Here is a 23866-nt window from a genome sequence, read left to right as displayed (position 1 = left end):
TCCTATTGGGTTTTCTTACTGTTAGCGATTCTGGCGATCCGATCGCGGATCAGGTCAAACGATTTGTGTCCATCTGCGGGTTTGCTGTTGAAGTTGTGCCCGACCAGTTCTTTGTCGGCCAGTGCGGACAACGCAAACTCCGCACCGTGACAGTTGAGGCACACCGGTAGCATTTTGTCGTTCGGGCGCAGATTGTGATTCTGGTTGTGGTTGACCAGCACCCGCTCGCCATCGCGTTCCCGCGGCAGGTGACAGCCGGCGCAGCTGACGCCGTCTGCTGCTCCCGCGCTCCAGCTGCGGAAGTGCGCCGACTCCTTGAAGGCCAGGCTGTGTTTGTCGTTGTGGCAGCTCAGGCAGGCCTCGACGGCGGCGAACTGCAAGTCGGTTTCATGGGGGCCGTGGCAGCTGACGCAGCTGAGTTCACCTGTGGCCTCTGCCTGCATCGGCAGGCGCGCCTGTGGCGGGGACATGGCGCCGCTGCGCGCGGCAAAATCCTGTGGCAACTGCGCCGATAGGCGCATGCCGTGCTTGCCATCGATGAATGCATCGCGCTGTTCGCTGTGGCAACTGCCGCATTGCTCGGCGATTTCGCGACTGGAAAACTGCATCTGCCCGTCGCTGTGGCAGCCGCTGCAGTTGACCGTCACCTGCGCGTGGGCACTCCCTGCCCAGGCAGCGGCGATATCGCCGTGGGCATTGCCAACATTGAGATCCGCCTGCTGTAGTTGCAGTGGTTCTTCGCGCGGATTTTCCTGCAGCCAGGTCTGCATCGCCGTGCGGGCCGGCAGCCGAGCCTCCGGCAGCAGCGCCGGCTGGCCGACATGGGCCATCAGGAAATCTTCATAGAGGGTGCGGTTGTCATGAAAGTTGTGACAGCCGGCACTGGCACAGCTGTCGAAGGCGAAATCCTGGTGACTGTTGCGCTCATCGGCGATATCGCTGTGACAGTGAAAACAGAAATCGCCAGCCAGGGTAACGCCCATGTTACGGGTGATTTCCGGCTTGTGTTCCGTGTGACAAGTTACGCACTGGCGTGCGTCCAGGTGTGTGAGCAGCGGCGCGTTGCGCGGGTCGAGAAATTTTTTACGCGGGTGGGAATCATTGGCCAGTTCCAGTTCGTCCGCGTGACAGTTCAGGCAGGCCTGTTGCATGGCGTCGGCACCGGCAAAACCGTCACTGTGACAGCTGCTGCAGGCGAGTTCGATCTGATGGTGGCCATGGCTCATCTCGCCACTGACAAATAGCGTCTTGTCTGAGAATTCCAGGTTGTAGGCGGCGGTCGAGCCGATAACCAGAGTGACCAACAGGCCGAAGTGCCAGAATTTGAATTGATAGCTTTTCATCTAAAAGTAATACACCGCCAGAATGTGATACGCGAGCAGCACCGGCAGGGTCCACAACAGCGCATAGTGCACGCGCGACCACCACTTGCGGTGCTCGCGCAATTTGATATCCGTCCAGTGATGGTTGCGGGCCATAAATACCCCGACCAGTGCACCGGTGGTGGTGGCGGCGAGGAAAACCAGCATTAGCGCCAGGTTCAGGTTTTCTCCCAGGCGAAAGCCGGTGTGTACAACCAGCACGATCAAAGCGCCGCAGCCGATCAGGCTGTGTACATAGCGCCAGTGGTCTACGTGCCCGTGGGTGAGCTTACGCCAGCGTTTGCGCAGACTGAGTGAGGCGGTGAGCAGGCAGAAGCCGAGCAGGCTGTACCCGCTGACCTGTTTCCAGAAGTTGTCGTACCAGAGTTTCTGCCAGTACCAGTGTGACTGGACGCTCTCCGAAATCGGCGCCGGTGGCATCAGTACTGCCAGTGCGATTAACAGCAGAGAAACGAAGGAAGTAATCAGAATACCGCGCGCGTGGCGCATCACCAGATTTGGCGCGGGCACGTCCAGCAACTCGGCAATCAGCGGGCGGCAGCTGCCGCAAACGGAGCCGGCGGTGGTGGCCTGCTGCAGATCCATCAGGTTGCGCTTGCCCTGGGAAATGGCCGTACACAGTTCACCTTTGCTGACACCATTGCACTGGCATACCAGGTAATGATCCGGCTGCTCTTTGATCCCCCTGGCCGCTGACTTTTGCCAGAGGTGGCCATCCTGCGCGAAGCGTTTCAGGGCGCGCGGTGTGGCCGCTTCGCCAGCGGCGACCGCCTGGCGCAACTGGCTGGCTTCGTCCCAGCTGCCAATATATACGGCTCCGCACAGGCGTCCGTCCCGCACTGTCAGCTGGCGATATAGTCCTTTAAAGCGATTGCGGTAGACATACTGCTCGCCGTCATCCACGTCGCCAATAACGGCACAGGGAATGTGCGCGATTTTTAGCTGAATATCGCGGTAACTGCCCTGGTAAGGTTTGGCCTGCCGTCCGGGATTGTGCCTGCGACAGATGTGCTCGCTGCAGCTTTCCGCCTGTTCATAGCCGGGCCGCACGAACTGATAGACGTCCCGCCCGAATTCGGCGCACTCGCCCACCGCGTAGATATCGGGATCGGATGTCTGCAGCCATTTGTTCACGACAATGCCGCGGGCGGTATCGAGACCACACTGTTGCGCCAGGGTGATTTCTGGGTGAATACCGGTACACAGGACTATGGCATCGGTTTGCAGCGCCTTGCCGCTGGCAAAGTGGATTTCACGTGCGACCTCATCGCCCTCGACAGCGGTTATCGCATCGCCGATGCTCAGTTCCACGCCCAGTGCGGCCAGTGATGACTGCAAATAGCCTTCGGCCTCGTCGCCGAGCAAGCCGCCGAGCAGGCGCGTGCGCGACTGCAGTGTGACGCGATTATTTTGTGTCTTTAATGCCGCAGCCGCTTCCAGCCCCAGGGCGCCGGCACCGACCACACAGATATGGTGACTCCGCTCGCGCAGCCGGATCAGGTCCTCGGTGTTGCGCAGGCTGCGGAACGGATAGACATTCGGGAAATCCGTGCCGGGAATCTGCGGAATGGCAGGGGTGGAGCCGGTGGCGAGGATTAATTTGTCGTAGGGTTGAATATTGCCCGCGGCATCGGTGACGGTCTTGTTGTTCCTGTCGACCGCGACGATCTTGCGATCGATAAACTCCGCCAGCCTGCCGTCATTCTGGCCGAGTACGGGGTTGTCGAGATCCGCGAGGGACAACTGATCGGAAAGGTATTGGGACAGCTTGACGCGGTTGTAAGGAGATTCGGCTTCGGCACCGAAAATGACTACCTGCGCTTCATCGCTGAGTTCAAGCAGTCTCTGCGCACAGCGCACACCCACCGGACCGGTACCCACCACGACGTAAATCGGATAGTCACTCTCAGTGCTCGCGGTGCGGTCCCGCAACTGTTGCTGCAGAGGCGAATCCTCGAGTTCAGCCATGCCTCTCTCCCCAACTCCGGTTTTCATTCGCAGTCCATTCTTCTGTATTGCATTGTTATGGCGGAGAGTTCGCGTTTCCTTGCGAACTATTATTTTAAAATTTTTGTCTATTGGAGAATTTTAATGCCAACATATTTAAACAAAATTAAATTGGCGTCTATAGCTTGGATGCTTTATGGAAAAAGTTGACTGCCTGAATTCGCGCTTTAAGTGTGATGGGGTTGGCAATGTCGTCTTCAGGGCAGGCCGCCGATAGCGGTGATGGTGCGTGGCAGTGAGGGAAGGGTTACTTTCGTCGGGCACAAAAAAGCGGCCACATGGGCCGCTTTTCTGTTTGACCACCGCAGTGGTGGTCGATTGGCTTACATCAGAAGTTGTAGGCCAGGGTAGCGCCGAAGGTGCGCGGCGCGCTCCAGCTGGAGTAGTTGTTTAAAATGCCGTCGTCATTGGTGGCGGTGCGATAGTGACGATCGGTCAGGTTTCTGCCCCACAGTGACACGGTCCAGTCGCCGGCTTCCTGGAACAGTTCCGCGCGGGCATTGACCAGCGCGCCGCCGTCTTCCTTGGCGTAGGGCTCGTTGGTGATGCTCAGGTAGTAGTCGTCGGTCCAGTTAACACCCAACTGCAGTGCCGCGCCGAGGTCGTCGGTAACGCCAAACTCGTAGCGCGCCAGCGAGCTTACGCTCAGGCCCGGGGCGTTGTTGAGCTCGTTGCCGACCACGTCCACTTCCTCGCCGAAGAGATCGTAGATACGGCCGGTGCCGCTCGGGCCCTTCACGATTTCGGTGTCCATGTAGCCGACGCCCACGCGCAGGTCCAGCCCCATGATCGGCAGCCAGCGCAGATCCAGCTCGGCGCCGCGGGTCTCGACGTCACCCATGTTGGTCAGGCCCGAGAAGGTAGCGTTGCCGTTCTGGATTTCCAGCGGCGACTGGAAGCCCTCGTAGTCGTAATGGAAGATGGCACCGTTAAGCTGCACGGTGTCATCCGCCAGGGTGGACTTGAAGCCCAGCTCTACCGCTGTGTTGGTTTCCGGCTTGTAGGATTCCACCGCCTCGGCATCGAAGAAGAAGCCGCCGAAGAAACCGCCGGACTTGAAGGTGTGGCCCACGCTTGCGTACACCAGGGTGTCTTCGGTGGGTTTCCAGTCCAGGGTCACTTTCCAGGACGGATCTTTTTCATCATAGGTCGCCGGGGTGCCGGAAGACAGCTCTATCCCACCATCGCCGAAGATGCCCAAGCAGGTCTGGTAATCGGCAATGCCAAAGGCGTTGCAGGCCCAGGCGCCGTCGTTGAGCAGCACGCCGCCGACATAATCTTTCTGCTCGCGGGTGTAGCGCAGGTCGGTGGTCAGGGTGAAGGCTTCGTTGAAGTCGTATACCAGCTGACCGTAAACGGAGCTGACCTTGGTCTCCTGCTCGTATTCCATGGTGCCGCAGCCGGGGAAGGCGACCCAGTCGGCGTACAGGTTGGCACTGAAGCTACAGGTCCGGTTTTCGTCGAGCTGGTCCTGGGCGTAGCTGGCGCCCGCCATCCAGTTGAAGGGCCCGTCACTGTTCGACAGCAGGCGCAGCTCCTGGGACAGGGAGTTGATATCTGAGCTGTAGTTGGTGATGTAGTTGTCGTCGAAGTTGATGTCGCGACCGACCAGCTCGGCATAGGCCTCCCACTCGTCCTGGTTGGCCGCGCCGGTGCCGACACTGCCGGAGCCGTTGACGTGGTAAAAGTCCAGGGTAGTAAAGTTGGTCACAGATACCAGGGTCACGGCATCCAGGTCCCACTCTACATTCAACGAGGTGGAATTGAAGGTGTCGTCGAAGTGGCGCACGGTAGCATCTTCACCGCGGTAGATGCCGTCCGGCGCCTTGCCGTTGATGTTCACACAGCTGGCATCGGGAATGCCGGTGTTGAGGATCGCATCACAGTAATCGCCGGGAATCGGACCGGTGAAGTCGGGGAGGGCGTTGCCCAGGCCGTCCTCGATAGGCAGGGACCAAGGGCTGCTGTTGGGATTCCAGTAACCTTCGGGCTCCGGAATACCCACCTCGGACTTGTCGCGGCCGAAGGTCTGGCGCAGATCCAGGCGCAGGGTGTCGGTGGGCTCGTAGGACAGGGTGATGCGCGCCTGGGTCTTGTCGCGGCCGCCCTGTTTGCGGTCCAGGTAGGTGTTTTCGAACCAGCCTTCGCTCAGTTCGTTCTGCACTGCCACCCGCGCCGCCAGGTTGTCGGCGATGGACAGGTCGGCACCGGCGCGCACGTTGAAGGTACCGTAGTTGCCTACGTCCACGGCAACGTTGGCCTGGTTCTGGTCAAATTCGGGCCGGCGGGACACGATGTTGATGGCGCCACCGGTGGAGTTACGTCCGTACAGGCCGCCCTGGGGGCCTTTCAGTATTTCTACGCGCTCGGTGTCAAACATCGCAAATGCGCCGTAGACGCCGAACGGCTGGTACACATCGTCCACCACCACGGCGGTGGTCGGGGTGTTGTTGGCGTTGTAGTCCTGCAGGCCCACGCCGCGAATCACGAAAATGGGGATGCCGGAGTCGGGCGACATGCCGAGCTCCATGTTGGGCACAAATTCGGTGATTTGCGCGGCTTCCATTACACCGAGTTTTTCCAGGTCATCGCTGCCCATGGCGGCAATGCTGATGGCTACGTCCTGCACACTCTGCGCGCGTTTCTGTGCCGTTACCGTTACCTCTTCGAGGGTCTGGGCAAAAGCTTGCGGGACCATCGCCACGCTGGTGGCAATTGCTAGGGAAAGTAGGTTGCGTCTCATCGCGTCTGTCCTCTGGTCTTTATTGTTTATCGAGGTCACTCCGTCGGGGGTATCTCCCTTCACTACTGCGTGATCGCTAAGTCGATAGCGTCCTGTGAGGGGGCTGCTGTCGTGTCGCCCTCCCGCCGGATTACGGCGGGGAGGTGGCAGCGGCAACAGGTTGCATCCAAACCAATTAACCGGCTGGCAAGCACGCCTGTGTACAGATACTGTTTAATTACAGCGCCTGTAATTACCCAACGCAGAAATTACAGCCGCTGTAAATGGGTGTCAAGGGGCGGAACTTCATACCGTGATTTGGTCTCGATGCACGATTTGGCGGCGTTTGCCGGTAGCTGGAACAGAAGGGGCAAGGGTGCGGGGGGGAGGGGAAGGTGACACGGGCCGTGTCACCTTCTGGCCAGGCCTGGGGTCAGGACGGCTGGTAGAGGGTATAGAGTTCGTTTTCCTCCAGGGTTACCCGGCGGGTCAGGGCTTCACCGATTTTCTGATAGTCCCGCTTGAAATCACGATTCATCTCTTGGGTGAAGGCTTCATGTGTGTAGCGTTTACAGAACTGAACGACGGCATTGGCGATCTCGTTCATATCGGTGCGGAAATCCTTCACGATCTGCAGCGTATGCGCATCACCCGCCAGCGCCTGCTCCAGATAGACGTAGAAGCGCACGTTCTCCTTGATCAGGTGAGCCTGGAAGCCCGACTTGAACTGGGTAAGCAGCTGGGACAGCTGGCGGAAATCCTGCTTTTCATAGCCCTCGGACCAGATACGCTGGAAGATATCAATCAGCGTGTAGTGATCTTTCTTGAGCGCGTTGATCAGCGAGGGATCGTAAGAGATGGTGCGGCCAGCATTGGTACCGGAGTAGCCGCTGCGGGTGTATTTTTCTTCATCCACCGTGCTGTCACTGCCGAACATGCCGGAAATAAAGCGGATCATAGGTTGTGCCTCTGATTATTAGTTGTGTGCAACCGTGTGTGTTGTCGATCTCTACCCGCCCGGGGTGGGCAGAGTAATTTCATCGGCGCAAAGGGGGGATCCGCTTTATGCTTATTCGAAATTATTTGCTCAAAAAGGCGTGCAGAGGAGAATATTTTACCTGTGTAGCCGGCATCTGTAAGTGTCAAAGCCGGCAGTCCTGAATGGGGGGAACCAGTCGTCCGACGGGATTGAGAGGCTTGTCACAGTTTCCGGTGAGAGTTCGCCGCGGGGCAGGGCGCGATACCGCGGGTCTTAGGGCTGGGAGGTTGATGGGTTTCCGGTGGCGAGCTGCTTGGACGGTTGCCTGGCGGCAGGCAAAAAAACCCGGCTTGCGCCGGGTTTCTTGTGCTGGAGAAGGCGCTTAGCGCTGACCCAGAGGCACGTAGTCGCGCTGGGTGTAGCCGGTGTACAGCTGGCGCGGGCGGCCGATCTTGTAGGGGTTGGAGATCATCTCGTTCCAGTGCGCGATCCAGCCGGCGGTGCGGCCGGTGGCGAAGATCACGGTGAACATATCGGTGGGGATGCCGATCGCTTTCATGATGATGCCGGAGTAGAAGTCCACGTTCGGGTACAACTTCTTCTCGACGAAGTACTCGTCCTCCAGTGCAATCTTCTCCAGCTTCTTCGCAATGCGCAGCAGCGGATCGTTTTCGGCACCCATCGCGCCCAGGACTTCGTCGCAGATGCCCTGCATCACGCGGGAGCGCGGGTCGAAGTTCTTGTATACGCGGTGGCCGAAGCCCATCAGGCGGAACGGATCGTTCTTGTCCTTGGCGCGCTTGACGAACTCGTCGATACGGCTCTCGTCGCCGATCTCCTGCAGCATGTTCAGCACGGCTTCGTTGGCGCCGCCGTGTGCGGGTCCCCAAAGGGCGGCGATACCGGAAGAGATACAGGCGAACGGGTTGGCGCCGGAGGAGCCGGCCAGGCGCACGGTGGAGGTTGAAGCGTTCTGCTCGTGGTCCGCGTGCAGCAGGAAGATGATGTCCATCGCCTTGGCTACCACCGGATCAATCTTGCTCTGCTCGCAGGGGTTGCCGAACATCATGTGCAAGAAGTTCTCGGAGTAACCCAGGTTGTTGTCCGGGTACATGAACGGCTGGCCCTTGGAGTGCTTGTAGCACATGGCCGCCAGGGTCGGCATCTTGGCGATCAGACGGTGCGCGGAAATCTCGCGGTGCTCAGGATCGTTGATGTCGAGGGAGTCGTGGTAGAAAGAGGCGAGGGCACCGACAACGCCGCACATCATGGCCATCGGATGGGCGTCGTAGCGGAAGCCCTTGAAGAAGTTGACGATGGACTCGTGCACCATCGTATGGGACATGATGGTGTCCACGTATTCCTTCTTCTGCTCTGCGTTGGGCAGTTCGCCGTTCATCAGCAGGTAGCAGGTTTCCAGGTAGTCGGATTTCTCGGCCAGCTGTTCGATCGGATAGCCACGGTGCAGCAGCTGCCCCTTGGCGCCGTCGATAAAGGTGATCTTGGATTCGCACGCGGCGGTGGACACAAAGCCCGGGTCGTAGGTGAACAAGCCCTTGCCGGTCAGGCTGCTGACATCGACAACGTCGGGGCCGAGGGTGCCGGAGAGTACGGGCATTTCGATGTTGCCATCGACACCGTCGACCGTGAGTTGCGCTTTCTTATCGGACATTGCGGACTCCTAAAAACTGTTCTTATGCCGGCTCTTTCCCTGCCAGAATGGGCAGTAGCGGGCTTTTGAGCGGGGCCAAACTTAAGTTGCGCGCTGCAAATTGTCAAACCAAAACGCGTGGACGGCCGGTCCCTTAACCACAGGAAATCCGGCGGGTGGCTCAGGATGTAGAGCTTTTGCCTGCATGGGTAGGCGATTGTCTGTGGAAATTCCGCTGCGCCGCTGGCGCCGCGTTACCTTAGACGATGGTCGCAATTCTGCCGGGAAGCCCGAGGCGTTCGTTGTGTTTTGGGGATCGAATGCCTATAATCCGCGCGGCTTGCGCCATGGTAAGGCCAGTTTGCTTAAGGCTTCAGCAAGTCGTACGCAAAGTGCTCAGCAAGCAGCTCGCCCCTCCATCTGAAAAGCTAATGGGCGCCCCGTCGTTCAGGGCAACAAGGTGTTTTTCCTGTGAACAAAAGCAGACCAGTCAATTTAGACATTTCCACTATCAAGCTTCCCGCTGCCGCTCTGGTTTCCATTCTGCATCGTGTGTCCGGCGTTGTGCTCTTCGCCGTAGTCGCACTGCTGCTGTGGATGCTGGATACCAGTCTGGAATCCGAACAGGGCTTCGCCGATGTGGCGGCAGCCTTCAACAGCATCCCGGCCAAGCTCATTTTGTGGGCTTCCCTGGCGGCCCTTATCTACCACCTGTTCGCCGGTGTTCGTCACCTGCTGATGGATCTGGGGATTGGTGAGTCTCTGGAGGGTGGTCGCCGTAGCGCCGTTACGGTGCTGGTGTTGAGTGTAATCTTTATTCTGTTGGCGGGGGTGTGGTTATGGTAAGAACAGTAACAAGCTTTGGCCGCAGCGGCACTTTTGACTGGCTGTATCAGCGTGTCACCGCCGTTGTACTGGTTGCTTATACCCTCTTTATTGTGGGTTTCATCTTTTTCAGTGAAGACTTCGGCTACCAGGCCTGGTCTGAGCTGTTCGCCCAGCGCTGGGTGCGTGTATTCAGCCTGGTGGCGCTTCTCTCCACCATTATTCATGCCTGGATCGGTCTCTGGTCTGTTGTGACCGACTACATCACCAACCGCATGATGGGGCCCAAGGCCACCGTTCTACGCCTGGCCGTGGAAGCGTTGCTGGCAGCGGTTGCCGTGTTCTACGCGGTGTGGGGCATTGAAATTCTGTGGGGTGTATAACTGATGGCGAACATGCGTACTATTTCCTTTGATGGGATCGTAATTGGCGGCGGCGGCGCGGGTATGCGCGCGGCCCTGCAAATGGCTCAGTCCGGCTTCAAGACAGCCGTGATCACCAAGGTGTTCCCGACTCGCTCGCACACCGTATCTGCCCAGGGCGGCATCACCTGCGCGATCGCCAGTGCCGACCCGAATGACGACTGGCGCTGGCACATGTACGACACCGTCAAGGGGTCGGACTATATCGGCGACCAGGACGCTATCGAATATATGTGCTCCGTGGGCCCGGAAACCGTGTTCGAACTCGAGCACATGGGTCTGCCGTTCTCCCGTACTGAAGAGGGGCGTATCTACCAGCGCCCGTTCGGCGGCCAGTCCAAGGACTTCGGTCGCGGCGGCCAGGCGGCGCGTACCTGCGCGGCTGCGGACCGTACCGGTCACGCGCTGCTGCACACGCTGTACCAGAACAACGTCAAGCACAACACCGAATTCCTGAACGAGTGGTTCGCCATCGACCTGGTGAAAAACCAGGACGGTGCCGTGGTGGGTGTGATCGCCATGTGCATCGAAGACGGTGAAGTCGTTTTCATCAAGTCCAAGGCCACTGTATTTGCGACTGGCGGTGCCGGCCGTATCTTCGCCTCTACCACCAATGCGCACATCAACACCGGTGACGGTGTCGGTATGGCCCTGCGTGCCGGCATGCCGGTACAGGACATCGAGATGTGGCAGTTCCACCCGACCGGCATCGCCGGCGCCGGCGTGCTGGTGACCGAGGGCTGTCGCGGTGAGGGCGGTTACCTGATCAACAAGGATGGCGAGCGCTTTATGGAACGCTACGCGCCCAACGCCAAAGACCTCGCGTCCCGCGATGTGGTGGCGCGCTCCATGGTTCTGGAGATTCTCGACGGTCGCGGCGCTGGACCCGAGGGCGACCACGTGTTCCTGAAGCTCGACCACCTGGGTGAGGAAGTGCTGCACAGCCGCCTGCCCGGTATCTGTGAGCTGGCCAAGACTTTCGCCCACGTGGATCCGGTCAAGGCGCCGATCCCGGTAGTGCCTACCTGTCACTATATGATGGGTGGTATCCCCACCAATGTTCACGGCCAGGCCCTGACTCAGGACGCCGCCGGCAACGACCAGGTGATCGAAGGTTTCTACGCCTGTGGCGAGGTGGCCTGTGTGTCCGTACACGGTGCCAACCGCCTGGGCGGCAACTCCCTGCTGGACCTGGTGGTCTTCGGCCGCGCATCCGGCCTGTTTATCGAGCAGTCCCTGCGCGAGGGCATCGAGCACCGCGAGGCCTCCGAGTCCGATATCGAAGCGGCAATGGCGCGCCTGAACCGTCTGGAGAACACCAACGACGGTGAGAAGGCCGCCGATCTACGCAAGGAACTGCAGAATGTCATGCAGAACCACTTCGGTGTATTCCGCCGCGGCGATTACATGGCCGAAGGCGTGAAGAAGCTGGCCGATCTGCGCGAGCGCATTGCGAATGTACGCCTGGAAGACAAGAGCCGTGCATTTAACACCGCTCGTATCGAGGCGCTGGAGCTGCAGAACCTGCTGGAAGTGGCCGAGGCCACCGCGATTGCCGCCGAGGCGCGCACTGAGAGCCGCGGCGCCCACGCCCGCGAAGACTTCCAGGAGCGCGACGACGAGAACTGGCTGTGCCACTCCATGTTCTTCCCGGCAGAAAAACGCGTCGGCAAGCGCGCAGTTAACTTTGCGCCTAACACCGTCGAAGCTTTCGAGCCGAAAGCTCGGACTTACTGATTCGGGAGCGGAATAGAGTATGTTGAAAGTAAGCATTTACCGTTACAACCCGGAGACTGACAAAGCTCCTTACATGCAGGACTACGAGCTGGACACCCAGGGCAAGGACCTGATGGTGCTGGACGTGCTGGAACTGCTGAAGGCCGAGGATCCGACCCTGTCGTTCCGTCGCTCCTGCCGTGAGGGCGTATGCGGCTCCGACGGTATGAACATCTCCGGTCGCAACGGCCTGGCCTGCACCACGCCGCTTTCCGAAGCGGCGCCGAAGGGCAAGCTGGTACTGCGCCCGCTGCCGGGTCTGCCGGTGGTCCGTGACCTGGTCGTGGACATGGAGCAGTTCTACGAGCAGTACAAGAAGATCGAACCCTACCTGCAGAACGACACGCCGGCGCCGGCGATCGAGCGTCTGCAGTCACCGGAACAGCGCGAGAAGCTGGATGGTCTGTACGAGTGCATCCTGTGCGCCTGCTGCTCCACCGCATGTCCGTCTTTCTGGTGGAATCCGGACAAGTTCATCGGCCCGGCCGGCCTGCTGCAGGCTTACCGCTTCCTGGCGGACAGCCGCGACCTGGCCACCGACGAGCGCCTGTCCAACCTGGATGACCCCTTCAGCGTGTTCCGCTGCCACGGCATCCAGAACTGTGTGAATGTGTGCCCGAAGGGTCTGAACCCGACCCGCGCCATCGGTCACATCCGCAATATGTTGCTGACCCGCGCGGTTTAACGGCAGCGGGTAGATTGAGCCCGGTTGAGCCCGCGCTGCGGGCTCGGCGCCAACGGCGGCGCCTATCTAACTACTAAAAAGCTGGCCGAAGAGCCGGTGCCAAGTTGAAAAGGGGAGGTGACTTTTTTGGCGCCTCCCCTTTTGTGAGTGAAAGGAACGCGCAGTGACACCACCCGAAACGGGCGCACTGCAATCGAGGTAGGCATCAACATGCACGAAAGTACCATGGAGCAGCTGTGGCGTAGCTCCCATATCTCCGGGGGCAATGCCGCCTATGTGGAGGAACTGTACGAGACCTATCTGCACGACCCCAATGGCGTGCCGGAGGAATGGCGCAGTTACTTCGACAGCCTCCCGCGGGTCAGTGGCGTCGGCGATGTGTCCCACGCCGCAGTGCGCCAGCACTTTGAACTGCTCGCCAAACACCGTACCCGCCCGCTGGCCGCTCCCGGTGCCGGCGCCGTCAATATCGAACACGAACGCAAGCAGATCAAAGTTCTGCAGCTCATCAGCTCTTACCGTCACCGCGGTCACAAGAAGGCGACCCTGGACCCGCTGGGTCTGATGGCGCGCGAGCAGGTGCCGGATCTGCAGCTGAGCTACCACGGCCTGACCGAGGGCGATTTCGACACGACCTTCCAGACCGGCGGTCTGTTTTTCGGCAAGGAAGAAGCGACCCTGCGCGAAATCGTCGAGGGCCTGGAGCGCACCTACTGCGGCAACCTGGGTGCAGAGATCATGCATCTGTCCAATCTGGACGAGCAGCAGTGGTTCCAGCAGCGCCTGGAGCGCAGCCAGTCCAAGCCCAATTTCGGCACCGATATCCAGATCGAAATCCTGCAGCGACTGTCGGCCGCCGAGGGCCTGGAGCGCCACCTGGACTCCAAGTACCCGGGCACCAAGCGTTTCGGCGTCGAGGGCGGTGAAAGTCTGATCCCGATGCTGGACGCGCTGATCCGCCGCTCCGGCACCTACGGGGTAAAAGAGGTGGTGATGGGCATGGCCCACCGCGGCCGCCTGAACACCCTGGTCAATATTCTGGGTAAAAACCCGACTGACCTGTTTGAGGAATTCGAGGGCAAGAAGACCCTGGATACCTCCGGCGATGTGAAGTACCACCAGGGCTTCTCCTCCAACGTAATGACCCCGGGTGGCGAAGTACACCTGGCGCTTGCTTTCAACCCGTCGCACCTGGAGATCTGTGCGCCGGTGGTGGAAGGCTCCGTGCGCGCGCGCCAGGATCGCCGCAACGATCCCACCGGTGAAAAAGTTCTGCCGATCAATATCCACGGCGACGCCGCCTTCGCCGGTCAGGGCGTGGTGCAGGAAACCCTGCAGATGTCCCAGACCCGCGGCTTCTACACCGGCGGCACCGTGCATATCGTGCTGAACAACCAGGTGGGCTTCACCACCAGCAAGCGCGAGGACGCCCGTTCCACCGAGTACTGTACCGATGTGGCGAAGATGATCGACGCCCCGGTACTGCACGTGAATGGCGACGATCCGGAAATGGTCGTACTGGCCGCGCTGCTGGCGGTGGATTACCGCTACGAGTTCAAGAAAGATATCGTGATCGATCTGGTGTGCTATCGCCGCCGCGGTCACAACGAGACCGATGATCCGTCCGGTACCCAGCCGCAGATGTACCAGGTCATCCGCAAGCACAAGACCACCCGCACCCTGTATGCGGAGAAGCTGGTCAATGACGGCGTGCTGGACAAGCCGGCCGCGGACAAGCTGGCCAGCGACTACCGCGACAAGCTGGATCGCGGCGAGGACGTGGCCACCGGTCTGGTGAAACAGCCGGACGAGTCCATGTTCGTGGACTGGAGCCCCTACCTGAATCACGACTGGCAGACGCCGGCCGATACCGGTTTCCCGCTGCCGAAGCTGAAGGACGTGGCCACCCGCATGACCACCGTGCCCGACGGCGTGGTGATGCAGCGCCAGGTGGCCAAGATCTACGACGATCGCCGCAAGATGGCTGGCGGCGCACTGCCGCTGAACTGGGGCATGGCCGAAACGCTCGCCTACGGCACGCTGCTGGAAGAGGGCTATATGGTCCGCTTCACCGGTGAGGACGTCGGTCGCGGTACCTTCTCTCACCGTCACGCGGTGATTCACAGCCAGAAGGACGGTCAGTCCTATGTGCCGCTGCAGCACATGTACGAAGACCAGCCGCCGTTCTATATCTACGACACACTGCTGTCGGAAGAGGCGGTGCTGGCGTTCGAATACGGTTACGCCACCACCACGCCCAAGTCGCTGGTGGTCTGGGAAGCCCAGTTCGGTGACTTCGCCAATGGCGCGCAGGTGGTGATCGACCAGTTCATCACCTCCGGTGAGCACAAGTGGGGCCGTATGTGCGGCCTGGTGATGCTGCTGCCGCACGGCTATGAAGGGCAGGGACCGGAGCACTCCTCCGCGCGTCTGGAGCGCTTCATGCAGCTGTGCGCCGAGCACAATATCCAGGTGTGTAACGCCACCACGCCGGCACAGATTTTCCACCTGCTGCGCCGCCAGGCAGTCCGCCCGATGCGCCGCCCGCTCATCATCATGAGCCCCAAGTGGATTCTGCGTCACAAGCTGGCCACTTCCAGCCTGGACGAACTGGCCAATGGCCAGTTCCACAACGTGATCCAGGATGACGGTGTGGATCCCGCCAAGGTCAAACGCCTGATCCTGTGCTCCGGCAAGGTCTACTACCATTTGCTGGAAGCGCGCATGGAGCGTGAGCAGGAAGACGTGGCGCTGGTGCGCATCGAGCAGCTGTATCCCTTCCCGGACGAAGAGTTCGTGGAGGCGGTGTCCGCGTTCAAGAACATCAAGAGCGTGGCCTGGTGTCAGGAAGAGCCGATGAACCAGGGTGCCTGGTATCACAGTCAGCACCACCTGCGTCGCCTGCTGGCGGAAACACATCCGAAACTGGACCTGCAGTACGTGGGCCGCGAGCCGTCTGCGGCACCGGCGGCGGGCTATATGTCCACGCACCTGGAAGAACAGAACAAGTTCATCAACGAGGCGCTGACCGTCAAGTAATCGGCGGCAGTAATTAGTGAAGAGTCAATCTCAGGAAACAGGAACAATGACGATCGAGATTAAAGCGCCAACTTTCCCGGAATCCGTTCAGGATGGCACCGTTGCCACCTGGCACAAACAGCCCGGCGAAGCCGTGTCCCGCGATGAACTGATCGTGGATATCGAAACCGACAAAGTCGTACTGGAAGTTGTCGCGCCTGCAGACGGCGCCCTTAGCGAAATCATCAAGGGCGAGGGCGATACCGTCCTGTCGAACGAAGTGATCGCCAAATTCGAAGAGGGCGCCGGTGCTGGCGCCGCACCGGCGGAAGAGAAGCCGGCGGAAGCACCCGCGGCCGAGGCAGCTCCGGCTGCAGAAGGCGAGAAAATCGCCATGCCGTCCGCCAAGAAGATGGCGGCCGAGAAGGGCGTTGACCTGGCCGGCGTCGAAGGCTCCGGCAAGGGCGGTCGCGTTCTGAAAGAAGACGTGATGAAGGCGGGTACCGCTCCGGCTGCCGCCGCTGCACCGGCTGCCGCCGCCGAAGCCGCCGTGGCGCCGGGCGCGCGCGTCGAGAAGCGCGTACCCATGACCCGCATGCGCAAGCGTATCGCTGAGCGCCTGCTGGATGCTTCCCAGTCCACCGCCATGCTCACTACTTTCAACGAAGTGAACATGAAGCCGGTCATGGACCTGCGCAAGAACTACAAGGACCTGTTCGAGAAGAAGCACAATGGCACCCGCCTGGGCTTCATGGGCTTCTTTGTGAAGGCCGCGGTGGAAGCGCTGAAGCGCTACTCCGCAGTGAATGCGTCCATCGACGGTAACGACATCGTCTACCACGGCTATCAGGATATCGGTGTGGCCGTATCCTCGCCGAAGGGTCTGGTGGTACCGGTGCTGCGCAACGCGGAAAACATGGGCCTGGCGGATATCGAAAACTCCATCCGCGACATGGGTGTCCGTGCCCGCGACGGCAAGCTGACCATCGAAGAGATGACCGGCGGCACCTTCACCATCACCAACGGCGGCGTGTTCGGTTCCCTGCTGTCCACCCCGATCCTGAACCCGCCGCAGACCGCCATCCTGGGTATGCACAAGATCCAGGAGCGTCCGATGGCGGTAGACGGCAAGGTGGAAATCCTGCCGATGATGTACCTGGCGCTGTCCTACGACCACCGCCTGATCGACGGCAAGGAAGCGGTTGGCTTCCTGGTTGCGATCAAGGAGATGATCGAGGACCCGGCGCGCATCCTCCTCGAAGTATAAATCGCCGGTAAGGGTGCCTGTTTGCAGGCACACGGCGCGGCAGGGGCCGCGCCGACCTGACCTGAATTCACAAATATCTGGAACTGATCATGTCGGAAAAATTTGACGTAATCGTAATTGGCTCCGGTCCGGGGGGATACGTAGCAGCAATCCGCGCGGCGCAACTCGGCCTGAAAACTGCCTGTGTTGAAAAGTGGACCAACAAGGACGGCAAAGTCGTCAACGGCGGTACCTGCCTGAACGTTGGCTGTATCCCGTCCAAGGCGCTGCTGGACAGCTCCTGGAAATTCCACGAAGCGAAAGACGCCCTCGACGTACATGGCATCGATACCGGCAAGGTAAAGATCGATGTGAAGAAGATGATCGAGCGCAAAGACGGCGTCGTGAAGCAGATGTCCGGTGGCATTGCCGGCCTGTTCATGGCGAACAAAGTGACCTCCATCGAAGGCACCGGCAAGCTGCTGGCGGGTAAGAAAGTTGAGGTTACCGACCACGACGGCAAGACCACGACCTACGAGGCCGATAACATCATCCTGGCTTCCGGCTCGGTACCGGTAAATATCCCGCCGGCCCCGGTGGACAACAAGATCATCGTCGACTCTACCGGTGCACTGGAATTCACCTCCGTGCCGAAGCGTCTGGGCGTGATCGGCGCCGGCGTAATCGGCCTGGAGCTGGGCTCCGTGTGGAATCGCCTGGGTTCCGATGTCGTGGTGCTGGAAGCCCTGGACAGCTTCCTGGCCATCATGGATCAGCAGATTGCCAAGGAATCCCAGAAGATCCTGAAGAAGCAGGGTCTGGATATCCGCCTGTCGTGCCGTGTTACCGGCACGGAAGTAAAAGGCAAAGAAGTCGTTGTCACTTACGAAGACAAAGACGGTAAAGAGCACCAGGAAACCTTCGACAAGCTGATCGTGTGTGTGGGTCGTCGCCCGTACACCGAAGGTCTGCTGTCCGAAGACGCCGGCGTGAAGCTGGACGAGCGTGGCTTCATCTATGTCAACGATCTGTGCATGACCTCTGCACCGGGCGTATGGGCTGTTGGTGATGTTGTGCGTGGCCCGATGCTGGCCCACAAAGCCTCTGAAGAGGGCGTTGTGGTGGCCGAGCGCATCGCCGGCCAGAAGCCGATGATGAACTACGACGTGATTCCGAACGTGATCTACACGCACCCGGAAATCGCCGCGGTTGGTCGCACCGAAGAGCAGGTGAAAGCAGACGGCGAGCCCTACAATGTGGGCGTCTTCCCGTTCGTAGCGTCCGGTCGCGCCGTGGCCGCCAACGAAACTGGCGGTATGGTGAAAATCATCGCGCACGCGGAAACCGATCGCGTGCTGGGTGCCCATATCGTCGGCCCGTCTGCGGCAGACCTGGTGCAACAGGTAGCGATTGCGATGGAATTCGGCTCCAGCGCCGAAGACATCGGCATGACCGTCTTCGGTCACCCGACCCTGTCAGAAACCGTGAAAGAAGCGGCGCTGGCGGTGAACGGTCACGCGATCCATATCGCAAATCGCAAGAAGCGCAAGTAAGCGCAAATAGCGTAAGCGAGAGCTTCAATGTCGGGGCGCTAGCCAAAATTGAATTGGCCGCCCCGGTTTCATTTGCGAAATTCGAAATTTGCAACGACGGAAATTTTGAATTTTGTTCTTAGGTGCAGAGTAATCTGCAATTGGTAAACACATTTCAAATGTGAATTGGTATTGACTATGAACTTGCATGAGTATCAGGGCAAACAACTGTTTGCAGCATACGGATTGCCGGTTTCCAAAGGCATTGCAGCGGAAACCCCGGCAGCGGCAGCAGCGGCGGCAGATGAGATTGGCGGCGACAAGTGGGTGGTAAAAGCCCAGGTACACGCCGGTGGCCGCGGCAAGGCCGGCGGTGTAAAGCTGGTGGATTCCAAGGCGGAAATTGAAGAATTCGCCAAGAAGTGGCTGGGCGAGCGCCTGGTAACTTATCAGACAGACGAAAACGGCCAGCCGGTTTCCCGCATCCTCGTAGAGAGCTGCACCGACATCGACCAGGAACTGTACCTGGGCGCGGTAGTCGATCGCTCCACCCGTCGTATCGTTTTCATGGCTTCCACCGAAGGCGGCGTGGAAATCGAGAAGGTAGCGGAAGAGACTCCGGAAAAAATCCTGAAAGCCACCATCGACCCGCTGGTAGGTGCGCAGCCGTACCAGGCACGCGAGCTGGCGTTCAAGCTGGGCCTGAACCCGACCCAGGTCAAGCAGTTCACCAAGATCTTCCTTGGCCTGGCCAAGATGTTCGAAGAGAAGGATCTGGCGCTGCTGGAAATCAACCCGCTGGTTATCACCACCGAAGGCAACCTGCACTGCCTGGACGCCAAGGTAGTGATCGACAGCAACGCGCTGTACCGCCACGCTGACCTGCGTGAAATGCACGATCCGTCTCAGGACGACGCGCGCGAAGCACACGCGGCCAAGTGGGACCTCAATTATGTAGCCCTCGATGGCAACATCGGCTGCATGGTCAACGGCGCTGGCCTGGCCATGGGCACCATGGACATCGTCAACCTGCACGGCGGCAAGCCAGCCAACTTCCTCGACGTTGGCGGCGGCGCGACCAAAGAGCGCGTTGTTGAAGCGTTCAAGATCATCCTGTCTGACGAAAACGTGAAGGCAGTTCTGATCAATATCTTCGGCGGCATCGTGCGCTGCGACATGATCGCGGAAGGTGTGATCGGCGCGGTGAAGGAAGTCGGCGTAAAAATTCCGGTTGTTGTTCGCCTCGAAGGTAACAACGCAGACCTGGGCGCCAAGGTACTGAGCGACAGCGGTCTGAACATTATCGCGGCCACCAGCCTGACCGACGCGGCTGAGCAAGTGGTTAAAGCGGCGGAGGGTAAATAATCATGTCTGTACTGATTAACAAAGACACCAAAGTCATCTGCCAGGGCTTCACCGGCTCCCAGGGCACTTTCCACTCCGAGCAGGCGATCGCCTACGGCACCAAGATGGTTGGTGGTGTAACTCCGGGTAAAGGCGGTCAGGAACACCTGGGCCTGCCGGTTTTCGATACCGTGAAAGAAGCGGTAGAAGCGACCGGTGCGGAAGCCTCCGTGATCTATGTACCGGCTCCCTTCTGTAAGGATTCCATCCTGGAAGCGGCCAACGGCGGTATCAAGCTGATCGTGTGCATCACCGAAGGTATCCCGACGCTGGATATGCTGGATGCCAAAGTGAAGTGTGACGAGCTGGGCGTGCGCCTGATCGGCCCGAACTGCCCGGGCGTGATCACTCCGGGTGAGTGCAAGATCGGCATCATGCCGGGTCACATCCACAAGCCGGGTAAAGTGGGCATCGTTTCCCGTTCCGGCACCCTGACCTATGAAGCGGTGAAACAGACTACCGATCACGGTTTCGGCCAGTCCACCTGTGTGGGCATCGGTGGCGACCCCATCCCGGGCTCCAACTTCATCGACATCCTGGAAATGTTCCAGAATGACCCGCAGACCGAAGCGATCGTTATGATCGGTGAGATCGGCGGCACCGCGGAAGAAGAAGCTGCGGCTTACATCAAGGAAAACGTCACCAAGCCGGTGGTTTCCTATATCGCTGGTGTAACTGCTCCTCCCGGTAAGCGCATGGGCCACGCCGGCGCGATCATCTCCGGTGGCAAGGGCACCGCGGACGAGAAGTTCGCCGCGCTGGAAGACGCCGGTGTAAAAACCGTGCGCTCCCTGGCCGAGATCGGCAACGCGCTGAAGGAAGTAACTGGCTGGTAAGTCGTTTACCGCCCAGTTCAAGAAAGCCGCCCTCGGGCGGCTTTTTTTGTGTCTGGCGAATGCCTGTCGAGCAAATGGAGTGGGAAATTTTCGGACGAATGCCCGGAAGTTGGCGCCATATCGGCAGTTTCAGGATTCGTAGAGTTCGAGCGGCAACTGGTCCGGATCGGCAAAGAAAGTAAAGCGCTTGCCGGTGTAGGGGTCGGTGCGGATAGGTTCGACAGCAACGCCTGCGTCAGAGAGGCGTGCCACCGCATCCTCGATCGAGCCGACCCGGAATGCCAGGTGGCGCAAGCCCTGCGCTTCCGGATAGCTGGGACGTTCCGGTGCTTGCGCAAATGAGAAAAGTTCAACCTGGCTGCCATCGGGTAGCGCCAGGTCCAGTTTGTACGAGTCCCTGTCACTGCGATAATTTTCGGCGACAATCCGCAGCCCCAGGATTTCACTGTAAAAGTGACGGGAGCGGGGATAGTCGGAACAGATGATTGCCGCGTGGTGGATGCCTTCTAGCACTGTTGCTCCTCAATTCTCGTCAGTGTCACCGTATTGTCGATACGGTTTGCATTTCGCGCTATGCCGCCATTGCGGCCGTCCGGCTGATCCGCTGTTAAGTTCGCTTCGTACACTGTTTCTGCAGCCGTGCCGGTGTTGACGTCGGAGCCAGCCAGCGGCGCGATGCGGTCGCGACTTTCAGGATGCGAGCAATGGTACCTGTGGCCTTCGATTTTAGCGGCATCTTCAATGTTGCGTTAACCTAGTGGTTTCTCAGAACGATATACAGGGTTCGCGGTCACTCCTATACTGCGGCGAAAACAGATGATCGAGGAGCGGGCATGGCCAGAGCAGTGATTGGTGTCATCGGCGGCAGCGGTCTGTATGAGATGCAGGGGCTGGGCAATGTACAGGAGCATAATCTGGAGACGCCCTTCGGTTCCCCTTCCGATCGCATTGTTACCGGTGAGTTGCATGGTGTGCCCGTTGCCTTCCTCGCCCGCCACGGTCGCGGCCATCGTCTGATTCCCTCCGAAGTACCCTACCGGGCCAATATCCACGCGCTGCGCCAGCTCGGGGTGCGCTATATCCTGTCGCTATCCGCGGTGGGGTCCTTGCGGGAAGAGGTGCGCCCGCTGGATATGCTGATTCCGGACCAGTTCATCGACATGACCCGCAAGCGCGATAACACCTTCTTTGGCGACGGTGCCGTCGCCCATGTCTCCATGGCCGACCCGGTATGCCCGGAGGTGGCAGATTGCCTGGCGCGTGCCTTTGAGGCGACCCAGGCCGACCAGCCGATCCGATTGCACCGCGGCGGCAGCTACATCTGTATCGAGGGTCCGCAGTTCTCCACCCGTGCGGAATCCCATTGGTATCGCAGCATGGGCGCCGCAGTGATCGGCATGACCAATATGCCCGAGGCCAAATTGGCGCGCGAGGCGCAAATTGCCTATGCGACTCTTGCGATGGCCACAGATTACGACTGCTGGCATCCCCGCGAAGAGGCGGTTACAGCAGAAGTGGCCATTGCCAACCTGCAGCAGAATGCCGCCCGAGCGCAGCAGATAGCCGCCGAGGCGATTCGCCTGCTGGGGGCAGAGAAGCCGCAGTCTGTGGCCCATACCGCGCTGGCGAGCGGGCTGGTGACGCCGGTAGCCGCAATGTCGGAACAGAAGGCAGCTGTAATAAAACCATTCCTTGCCGCGACAGTAGTTGAGCCGGAAGAAATGGAGACCTGACAGCTATGCATGAAACACTGCCGCTACTCGAAATATCGGATTTTCCTGCGTTGCGTCGCGAGAAGATCGACACACTGCAGGTCAATATCGGCTATCGCTGCAATCAGACCTGCGTGCACTGTCATGTAAATGCCGGTCCGACACGTACCGAAATGATGAGCGAGGAAAACCTGGCGCTGGTCAGTGAAGTACTGCGCGCGCGCGAAATCTCCACGCTGGATGTCACCGGCGGTGCACCGGAGCTGCACGCGGGCTTTCGTGCCCTGGTCAGGGCGGCGCGGGCGCAGGGCGTGCACGTGATGGACCGCTGCAACCTGACGATTCTGTTCGAACCGGGTCAGGAGGATCTGGCCGAGTTCCTGGCGCAAAATCGGGTCGAGGTGGTGGCCTCGCTGCCCTGCTATTCGCTCGATAATGTCGACAAGCAGCGCGGCAAGGGCGTTTTCGACAAGAGCATCGCCGCATTACAGCAACTCAATGCGCTCGGTTACGGCAAGCCGGGCAGCGGTCTGGTACTGAATCTGGTCTACAACCCGCAGGGCCCATTCCTGCCGCCAAACCAGCAAATGCTGGAGGCGGACTACCGGCGCGAATTGTCCGAACATTTCGGTATCGTCTTCAATCACCTGTTTGCACTGGCGAACATGCCGATCAAGCGCTTCGGCTCCACGCTGGTTTCCAAGGGGCAGTTTGCCGACTACATGCAACTGCTGCGGGACAGTTACAGCGCAGCGAATCTGGACGGGGTGATGTGTCGCAGCCTGGTCAGCGTGGACTGGCAGGGCAACCTCTATGACTGCGATTTCAATCAGCAGCTGGGTGTCGCCGTGCCGGGCAACATGCACCTGCGCGATCTGCTGCGGCAGGACCTGCGGAACTCGCCGATTCGTGTCGCGGACCATTGCTACGGCTGTACTGCCGGGCAGGGCAGTAGTTGCGGTGGCGCACTCTAGGCGAGTTTTGCATGAGAAAAAAAGTTGTCTTGGTTGCGATATTGGTTGCGCTGGGCGTGGCCTTTTATGTTTTCGACCTGCACCAATGGTTGACACTGGAAAATCTCAAGGCCGGGCATACGCAGTTTGAGCAGTGGCGGCAGGGTTCTCCGATTCTCGTAGGGCTGTTATTTACGCTGTTTTATATTTTGGTCACCGGGCTTTCCCTGCCCGGTGCGGCGATCATGTCACTGGCGGCCGGTGCGATATTCGGCTTGTTTTGGGGTACGGTGATCGTGTCTTTTGCGTCCAGTATTGGAGCGACTATGGCATTCCTGGTGGCCCGCTATCTGCTGCAGGACTGGGTGCACAGGCGTTTCGGAAAGCGCCTCGCTGCAGTCCATGCCGGTATCGAGAGGGAGGGTGCTTTCTATCTGTTCGCACTGCGGCTGGTACCGGTCTTCCCGTTTTTCGTCATCAATATTCTGATGGGACTCACCCGTATCAAGACCTGGACTTTTTACTGGGTCAGCCAGGTGGGGATGCTGGCGGCGACTATCGTGTATGTGAATGCGGGCACGCAACTGGGGCGAGTGGAGAGTCTCGGCGATATTCTGTCGCCACAGTTATTGCTGTCCTTCGCGCTGCTGGGGATTTTCCCCCTGTTGGCAAAATTCATTCTGAACTGGCTCAAGCGCCACCGCAGCGCTGCCTGA

18 protein-coding genes are annotated in these 23866 nt (G+C 59.6%); 12 read left to right on the top strand and 6 right to left on the bottom strand.

Translation table 11 applies throughout. The features are described 5' to 3' along the window. Positions 1-2: 2 nt before the first annotated feature. The 5 genes from BLW36_RS06010 to gltA all read right to left on the bottom strand — a co-directional run bounded on the left by BLW36_RS06010 (position 3) and on the right by gltA (position 8762). Positions 3-1343, bottom strand: a complete 1341-nt coding sequence (locus tag BLW36_RS06010) for a cytochrome c3 family protein (protein ID WP_091386122.1) — start codon at positions 1341-1343, stop codon at positions 3-5. Then, a complete protein-coding gene (locus tag BLW36_RS06005) occupies positions 1344-3350 on the bottom strand; it encodes an FAD-dependent oxidoreductase (protein ID WP_170833135.1) in 2007 nt (668 codons plus the stop codon). Positions 3351-3717: 367 nt separating this feature from the next. Then, the gene (locus tag BLW36_RS06000; protein ID WP_091386118.1) at positions 3718-6132 is read right to left on the bottom strand and encodes a TonB-dependent receptor; all 2415 of its coding nucleotides are present in this window, start codon (positions 6130-6132) and stop codon (positions 3718-3720) included. Positions 6133-6544: 412 nt separating this feature from the next. Further along, positions 6545-7069 carry a hemerythrin domain-containing protein gene (locus BLW36_RS05995; RefSeq protein WP_091386117.1) on the bottom strand — a complete coding sequence of 175 codons (525 nt, stop codon included), beginning with the start codon at positions 7067-7069 and terminating at the stop codon, positions 6545-6547. Positions 7070-7472: 403 nt separating this feature from the next. Next, positions 7473-8762, bottom strand: coding sequence for a citrate synthase (gene gltA, locus BLW36_RS05990; protein WP_091386115.1), 1290 nt, complete (start codon positions 8760-8762; stop codon positions 7473-7475). A gap of 450 nt (positions 8763-9212) precedes the next feature. Here gltA and sdhC point away from each other — a divergent pair, with 450 nt between their 5' ends. From sdhC to sucD, 9 genes are all read left to right on the top strand, one after another. Continuing rightward, on the top strand, positions 9213-9587 hold the full coding sequence (gene sdhC, locus BLW36_RS05985; protein WP_091386113.1) for a succinate dehydrogenase, cytochrome b556 subunit: 375 nt from the start codon (positions 9213-9215) through the stop codon (positions 9585-9587). Next, a complete protein-coding gene (gene sdhD, locus BLW36_RS05980; protein WP_091386111.1) occupies positions 9581-9949 on the top strand; it encodes a succinate dehydrogenase, hydrophobic membrane anchor protein in 369 nt (122 codons plus the stop codon). The genes sdhC and sdhD overlap by 7 nt, the downstream gene beginning before the upstream one ends. Before the next feature lie 3 nt (positions 9950-9952). Then, positions 9953-11725 carry a succinate dehydrogenase flavoprotein subunit gene (gene sdhA, locus BLW36_RS05975; protein WP_091386109.1) on the top strand — a complete coding sequence of 591 codons (1773 nt, stop codon included), beginning with the start codon at positions 9953-9955 and terminating at the stop codon, positions 11723-11725. 19 nt (positions 11726-11744) lie between these two features. Further along, positions 11745-12449, top strand: a complete 705-nt coding sequence (locus BLW36_RS05970) for a succinate dehydrogenase iron-sulfur subunit (RefSeq protein WP_091386107.1) — start codon at positions 11745-11747, stop codon at positions 12447-12449. A 210-nt stretch (positions 12450-12659) separates the two neighbouring features. Beyond that, positions 12660-15488, top strand: coding sequence for a 2-oxoglutarate dehydrogenase E1 component (locus BLW36_RS05965; RefSeq protein ID WP_091386988.1), 2829 nt, complete (start codon positions 12660-12662; stop codon positions 15486-15488). A gap of 46 nt (positions 15489-15534) precedes the next feature. Beyond that, positions 15535-16734 (top strand): 2-oxoglutarate dehydrogenase complex dihydrolipoyllysine-residue succinyltransferase, encoded by a 1200-nt coding sequence (gene odhB / locus BLW36_RS05960; protein WP_091386105.1) that lies wholly within the window; start codon positions 15535-15537, stop codon positions 16732-16734. An 89-nt stretch (positions 16735-16823) separates the two neighbouring features. Continuing rightward, on the top strand, positions 16824-18266 hold the full coding sequence (gene lpdA / locus BLW36_RS05955; protein ID WP_091386103.1) for a dihydrolipoyl dehydrogenase: 1443 nt from the start codon (positions 16824-16826) through the stop codon (positions 18264-18266). A gap of 177 nt (positions 18267-18443) precedes the next feature. Continuing rightward, entirely contained in the window at positions 18444-19610 is a 1167-nt protein-coding gene (gene sucC / locus BLW36_RS05950; RefSeq protein WP_091386102.1) for an ADP-forming succinate--CoA ligase subunit beta, read from the top strand. A gap of 2 nt (positions 19611-19612) precedes the next feature. Beyond that, positions 19613-20485: a succinate--CoA ligase subunit alpha gene (sucD, locus tag BLW36_RS05945; RefSeq protein WP_091386100.1), complete on the top strand. Its 873-nt coding sequence runs from the start codon at positions 19613-19615 to the stop codon at positions 20483-20485. A 129-nt stretch (positions 20486-20614) separates the two neighbouring features. Here the strand turns inward: sucD and gloA2 are convergent, their stop codons facing one another. Continuing rightward, entirely contained in the window at positions 20615-20998 is a 384-nt protein-coding gene (gene gloA2, locus BLW36_RS05940; protein WP_091386098.1) for an SMU1112c/YaeR family gloxylase I-like metalloprotein, read from the bottom strand. A 320-nt stretch (positions 20999-21318) separates the two neighbouring features. Here gloA2 and mtnP point away from each other — a divergent pair, with 320 nt between their 5' ends. From mtnP to BLW36_RS17490, 3 genes are read left to right on the top strand one after another with little or no spacing between them, the layout of a single operon-like run. Further along, positions 21319-22218: an S-methyl-5'-thioadenosine phosphorylase gene (gene mtnP / locus BLW36_RS05935; RefSeq protein WP_091386096.1), complete on the top strand. Its 900-nt coding sequence runs from the start codon at positions 21319-21321 to the stop codon at positions 22216-22218. A gap of 5 nt (positions 22219-22223) precedes the next feature. Further along, on the top strand, positions 22224-23171 hold the full coding sequence (gene arsS / locus BLW36_RS05930) for an arsenosugar biosynthesis radical SAM (seleno)protein ArsS (RefSeq protein ID WP_091386094.1): 948 nt from the start codon (positions 22224-22226) through the stop codon (positions 23169-23171). Between the two features lie 11 nt (positions 23172-23182). Then, complete coding sequence (locus tag BLW36_RS17490) at positions 23183-23866, top strand: TVP38/TMEM64 family protein (protein ID WP_244506142.1); 684 nt, start codon at positions 23183-23185, stop codon at positions 23864-23866.

Origin of the sequence: Microbulbifer marinus (genome assembly GCF_900107725.1) — a bacterium.
Lineage (GTDB): Bacteria > Pseudomonadota > Gammaproteobacteria > Pseudomonadales > Cellvibrionaceae > Microbulbifer > Microbulbifer marinus.
The sequence above is the reverse complement of the archived record's forward strand: the minus strand, read 5'-3'. Positions and strand labels throughout refer to the sequence as shown.

Bases quoted from the DNA above. Each gene is read 5' to 3' on its own strand.
- BLW36_RS05965 (WP_091386988.1), top strand. From the start codon at position 12,660: ATGCACGAAAGTACCATGGAGCAGCTGTGGCGTAGCTCCCATATCTCC.
- odhB (WP_091386105.1), top strand. From the start codon at position 15,535: ATGACGATCGAGATTAAAGCGCCAACTTTCCCGGAATCCGTTCAGGAT.
- BLW36_RS17490 (WP_244506142.1), top strand. From the start codon at position 23,183: ATGAGAAAAAAAGTTGTCTTGGTTGCGATATTGGTTGCGCTGGGCGTG.
- lpdA (WP_091386103.1), top strand. From the start codon at position 16,824: ATGTCGGAAAAATTTGACGTAATCGTAATTGGCTCCGGTCCGGGGGGA.
- BLW36_RS05995 (WP_091386117.1), bottom strand. From the start codon at position 7,069: ATGATCCGCTTTATTTCCGGCATGTTCGGCAGTGACAGCACGGTGGAT.
- mtnP (WP_091386096.1), top strand. From the start codon at position 21,319: ATGGCCAGAGCAGTGATTGGTGTCATCGGCGGCAGCGGTCTGTATGAG.
- BLW36_RS06005 (WP_170833135.1), bottom strand. From the start codon at position 3,350: ATGGCTGAACTCGAGGATTCGCCTCTGCAGCAACAGTTGCGGGACCGC.
- BLW36_RS06010 (WP_091386122.1), bottom strand. From the start codon at position 1,343: ATGAAAAGCTATCAATTCAAATTCTGGCACTTCGGCCTGTTGGTCACT.
- sucD (WP_091386100.1), top strand. From the start codon at position 19,613: ATGTCTGTACTGATTAACAAAGACACCAAAGTCATCTGCCAGGGCTTC.
- gltA (WP_091386115.1), bottom strand. From the start codon at position 8,762: ATGTCCGATAAGAAAGCGCAACTCACGGTCGACGGTGTCGATGGCAAC.
- sucC (WP_091386102.1), top strand. From the start codon at position 18,444: ATGAACTTGCATGAGTATCAGGGCAAACAACTGTTTGCAGCATACGGA.
- sdhD (WP_091386111.1), top strand. From the start codon at position 9,581: ATGGTAAGAACAGTAACAAGCTTTGGCCGCAGCGGCACTTTTGACTGG.
- arsS (WP_091386094.1), top strand. From the start codon at position 22,224: ATGCATGAAACACTGCCGCTACTCGAAATATCGGATTTTCCTGCGTTG.
- BLW36_RS05970 (WP_091386107.1), top strand. From the start codon at position 11,745: ATGTTGAAAGTAAGCATTTACCGTTACAACCCGGAGACTGACAAAGCT.
- BLW36_RS06000 (WP_091386118.1), bottom strand. From the start codon at position 6,132: ATGAGACGCAACCTACTTTCCCTAGCAATTGCCACCAGCGTGGCGATG.
- sdhA (WP_091386109.1), top strand. From the start codon at position 9,953: ATGGCGAACATGCGTACTATTTCCTTTGATGGGATCGTAATTGGCGGC.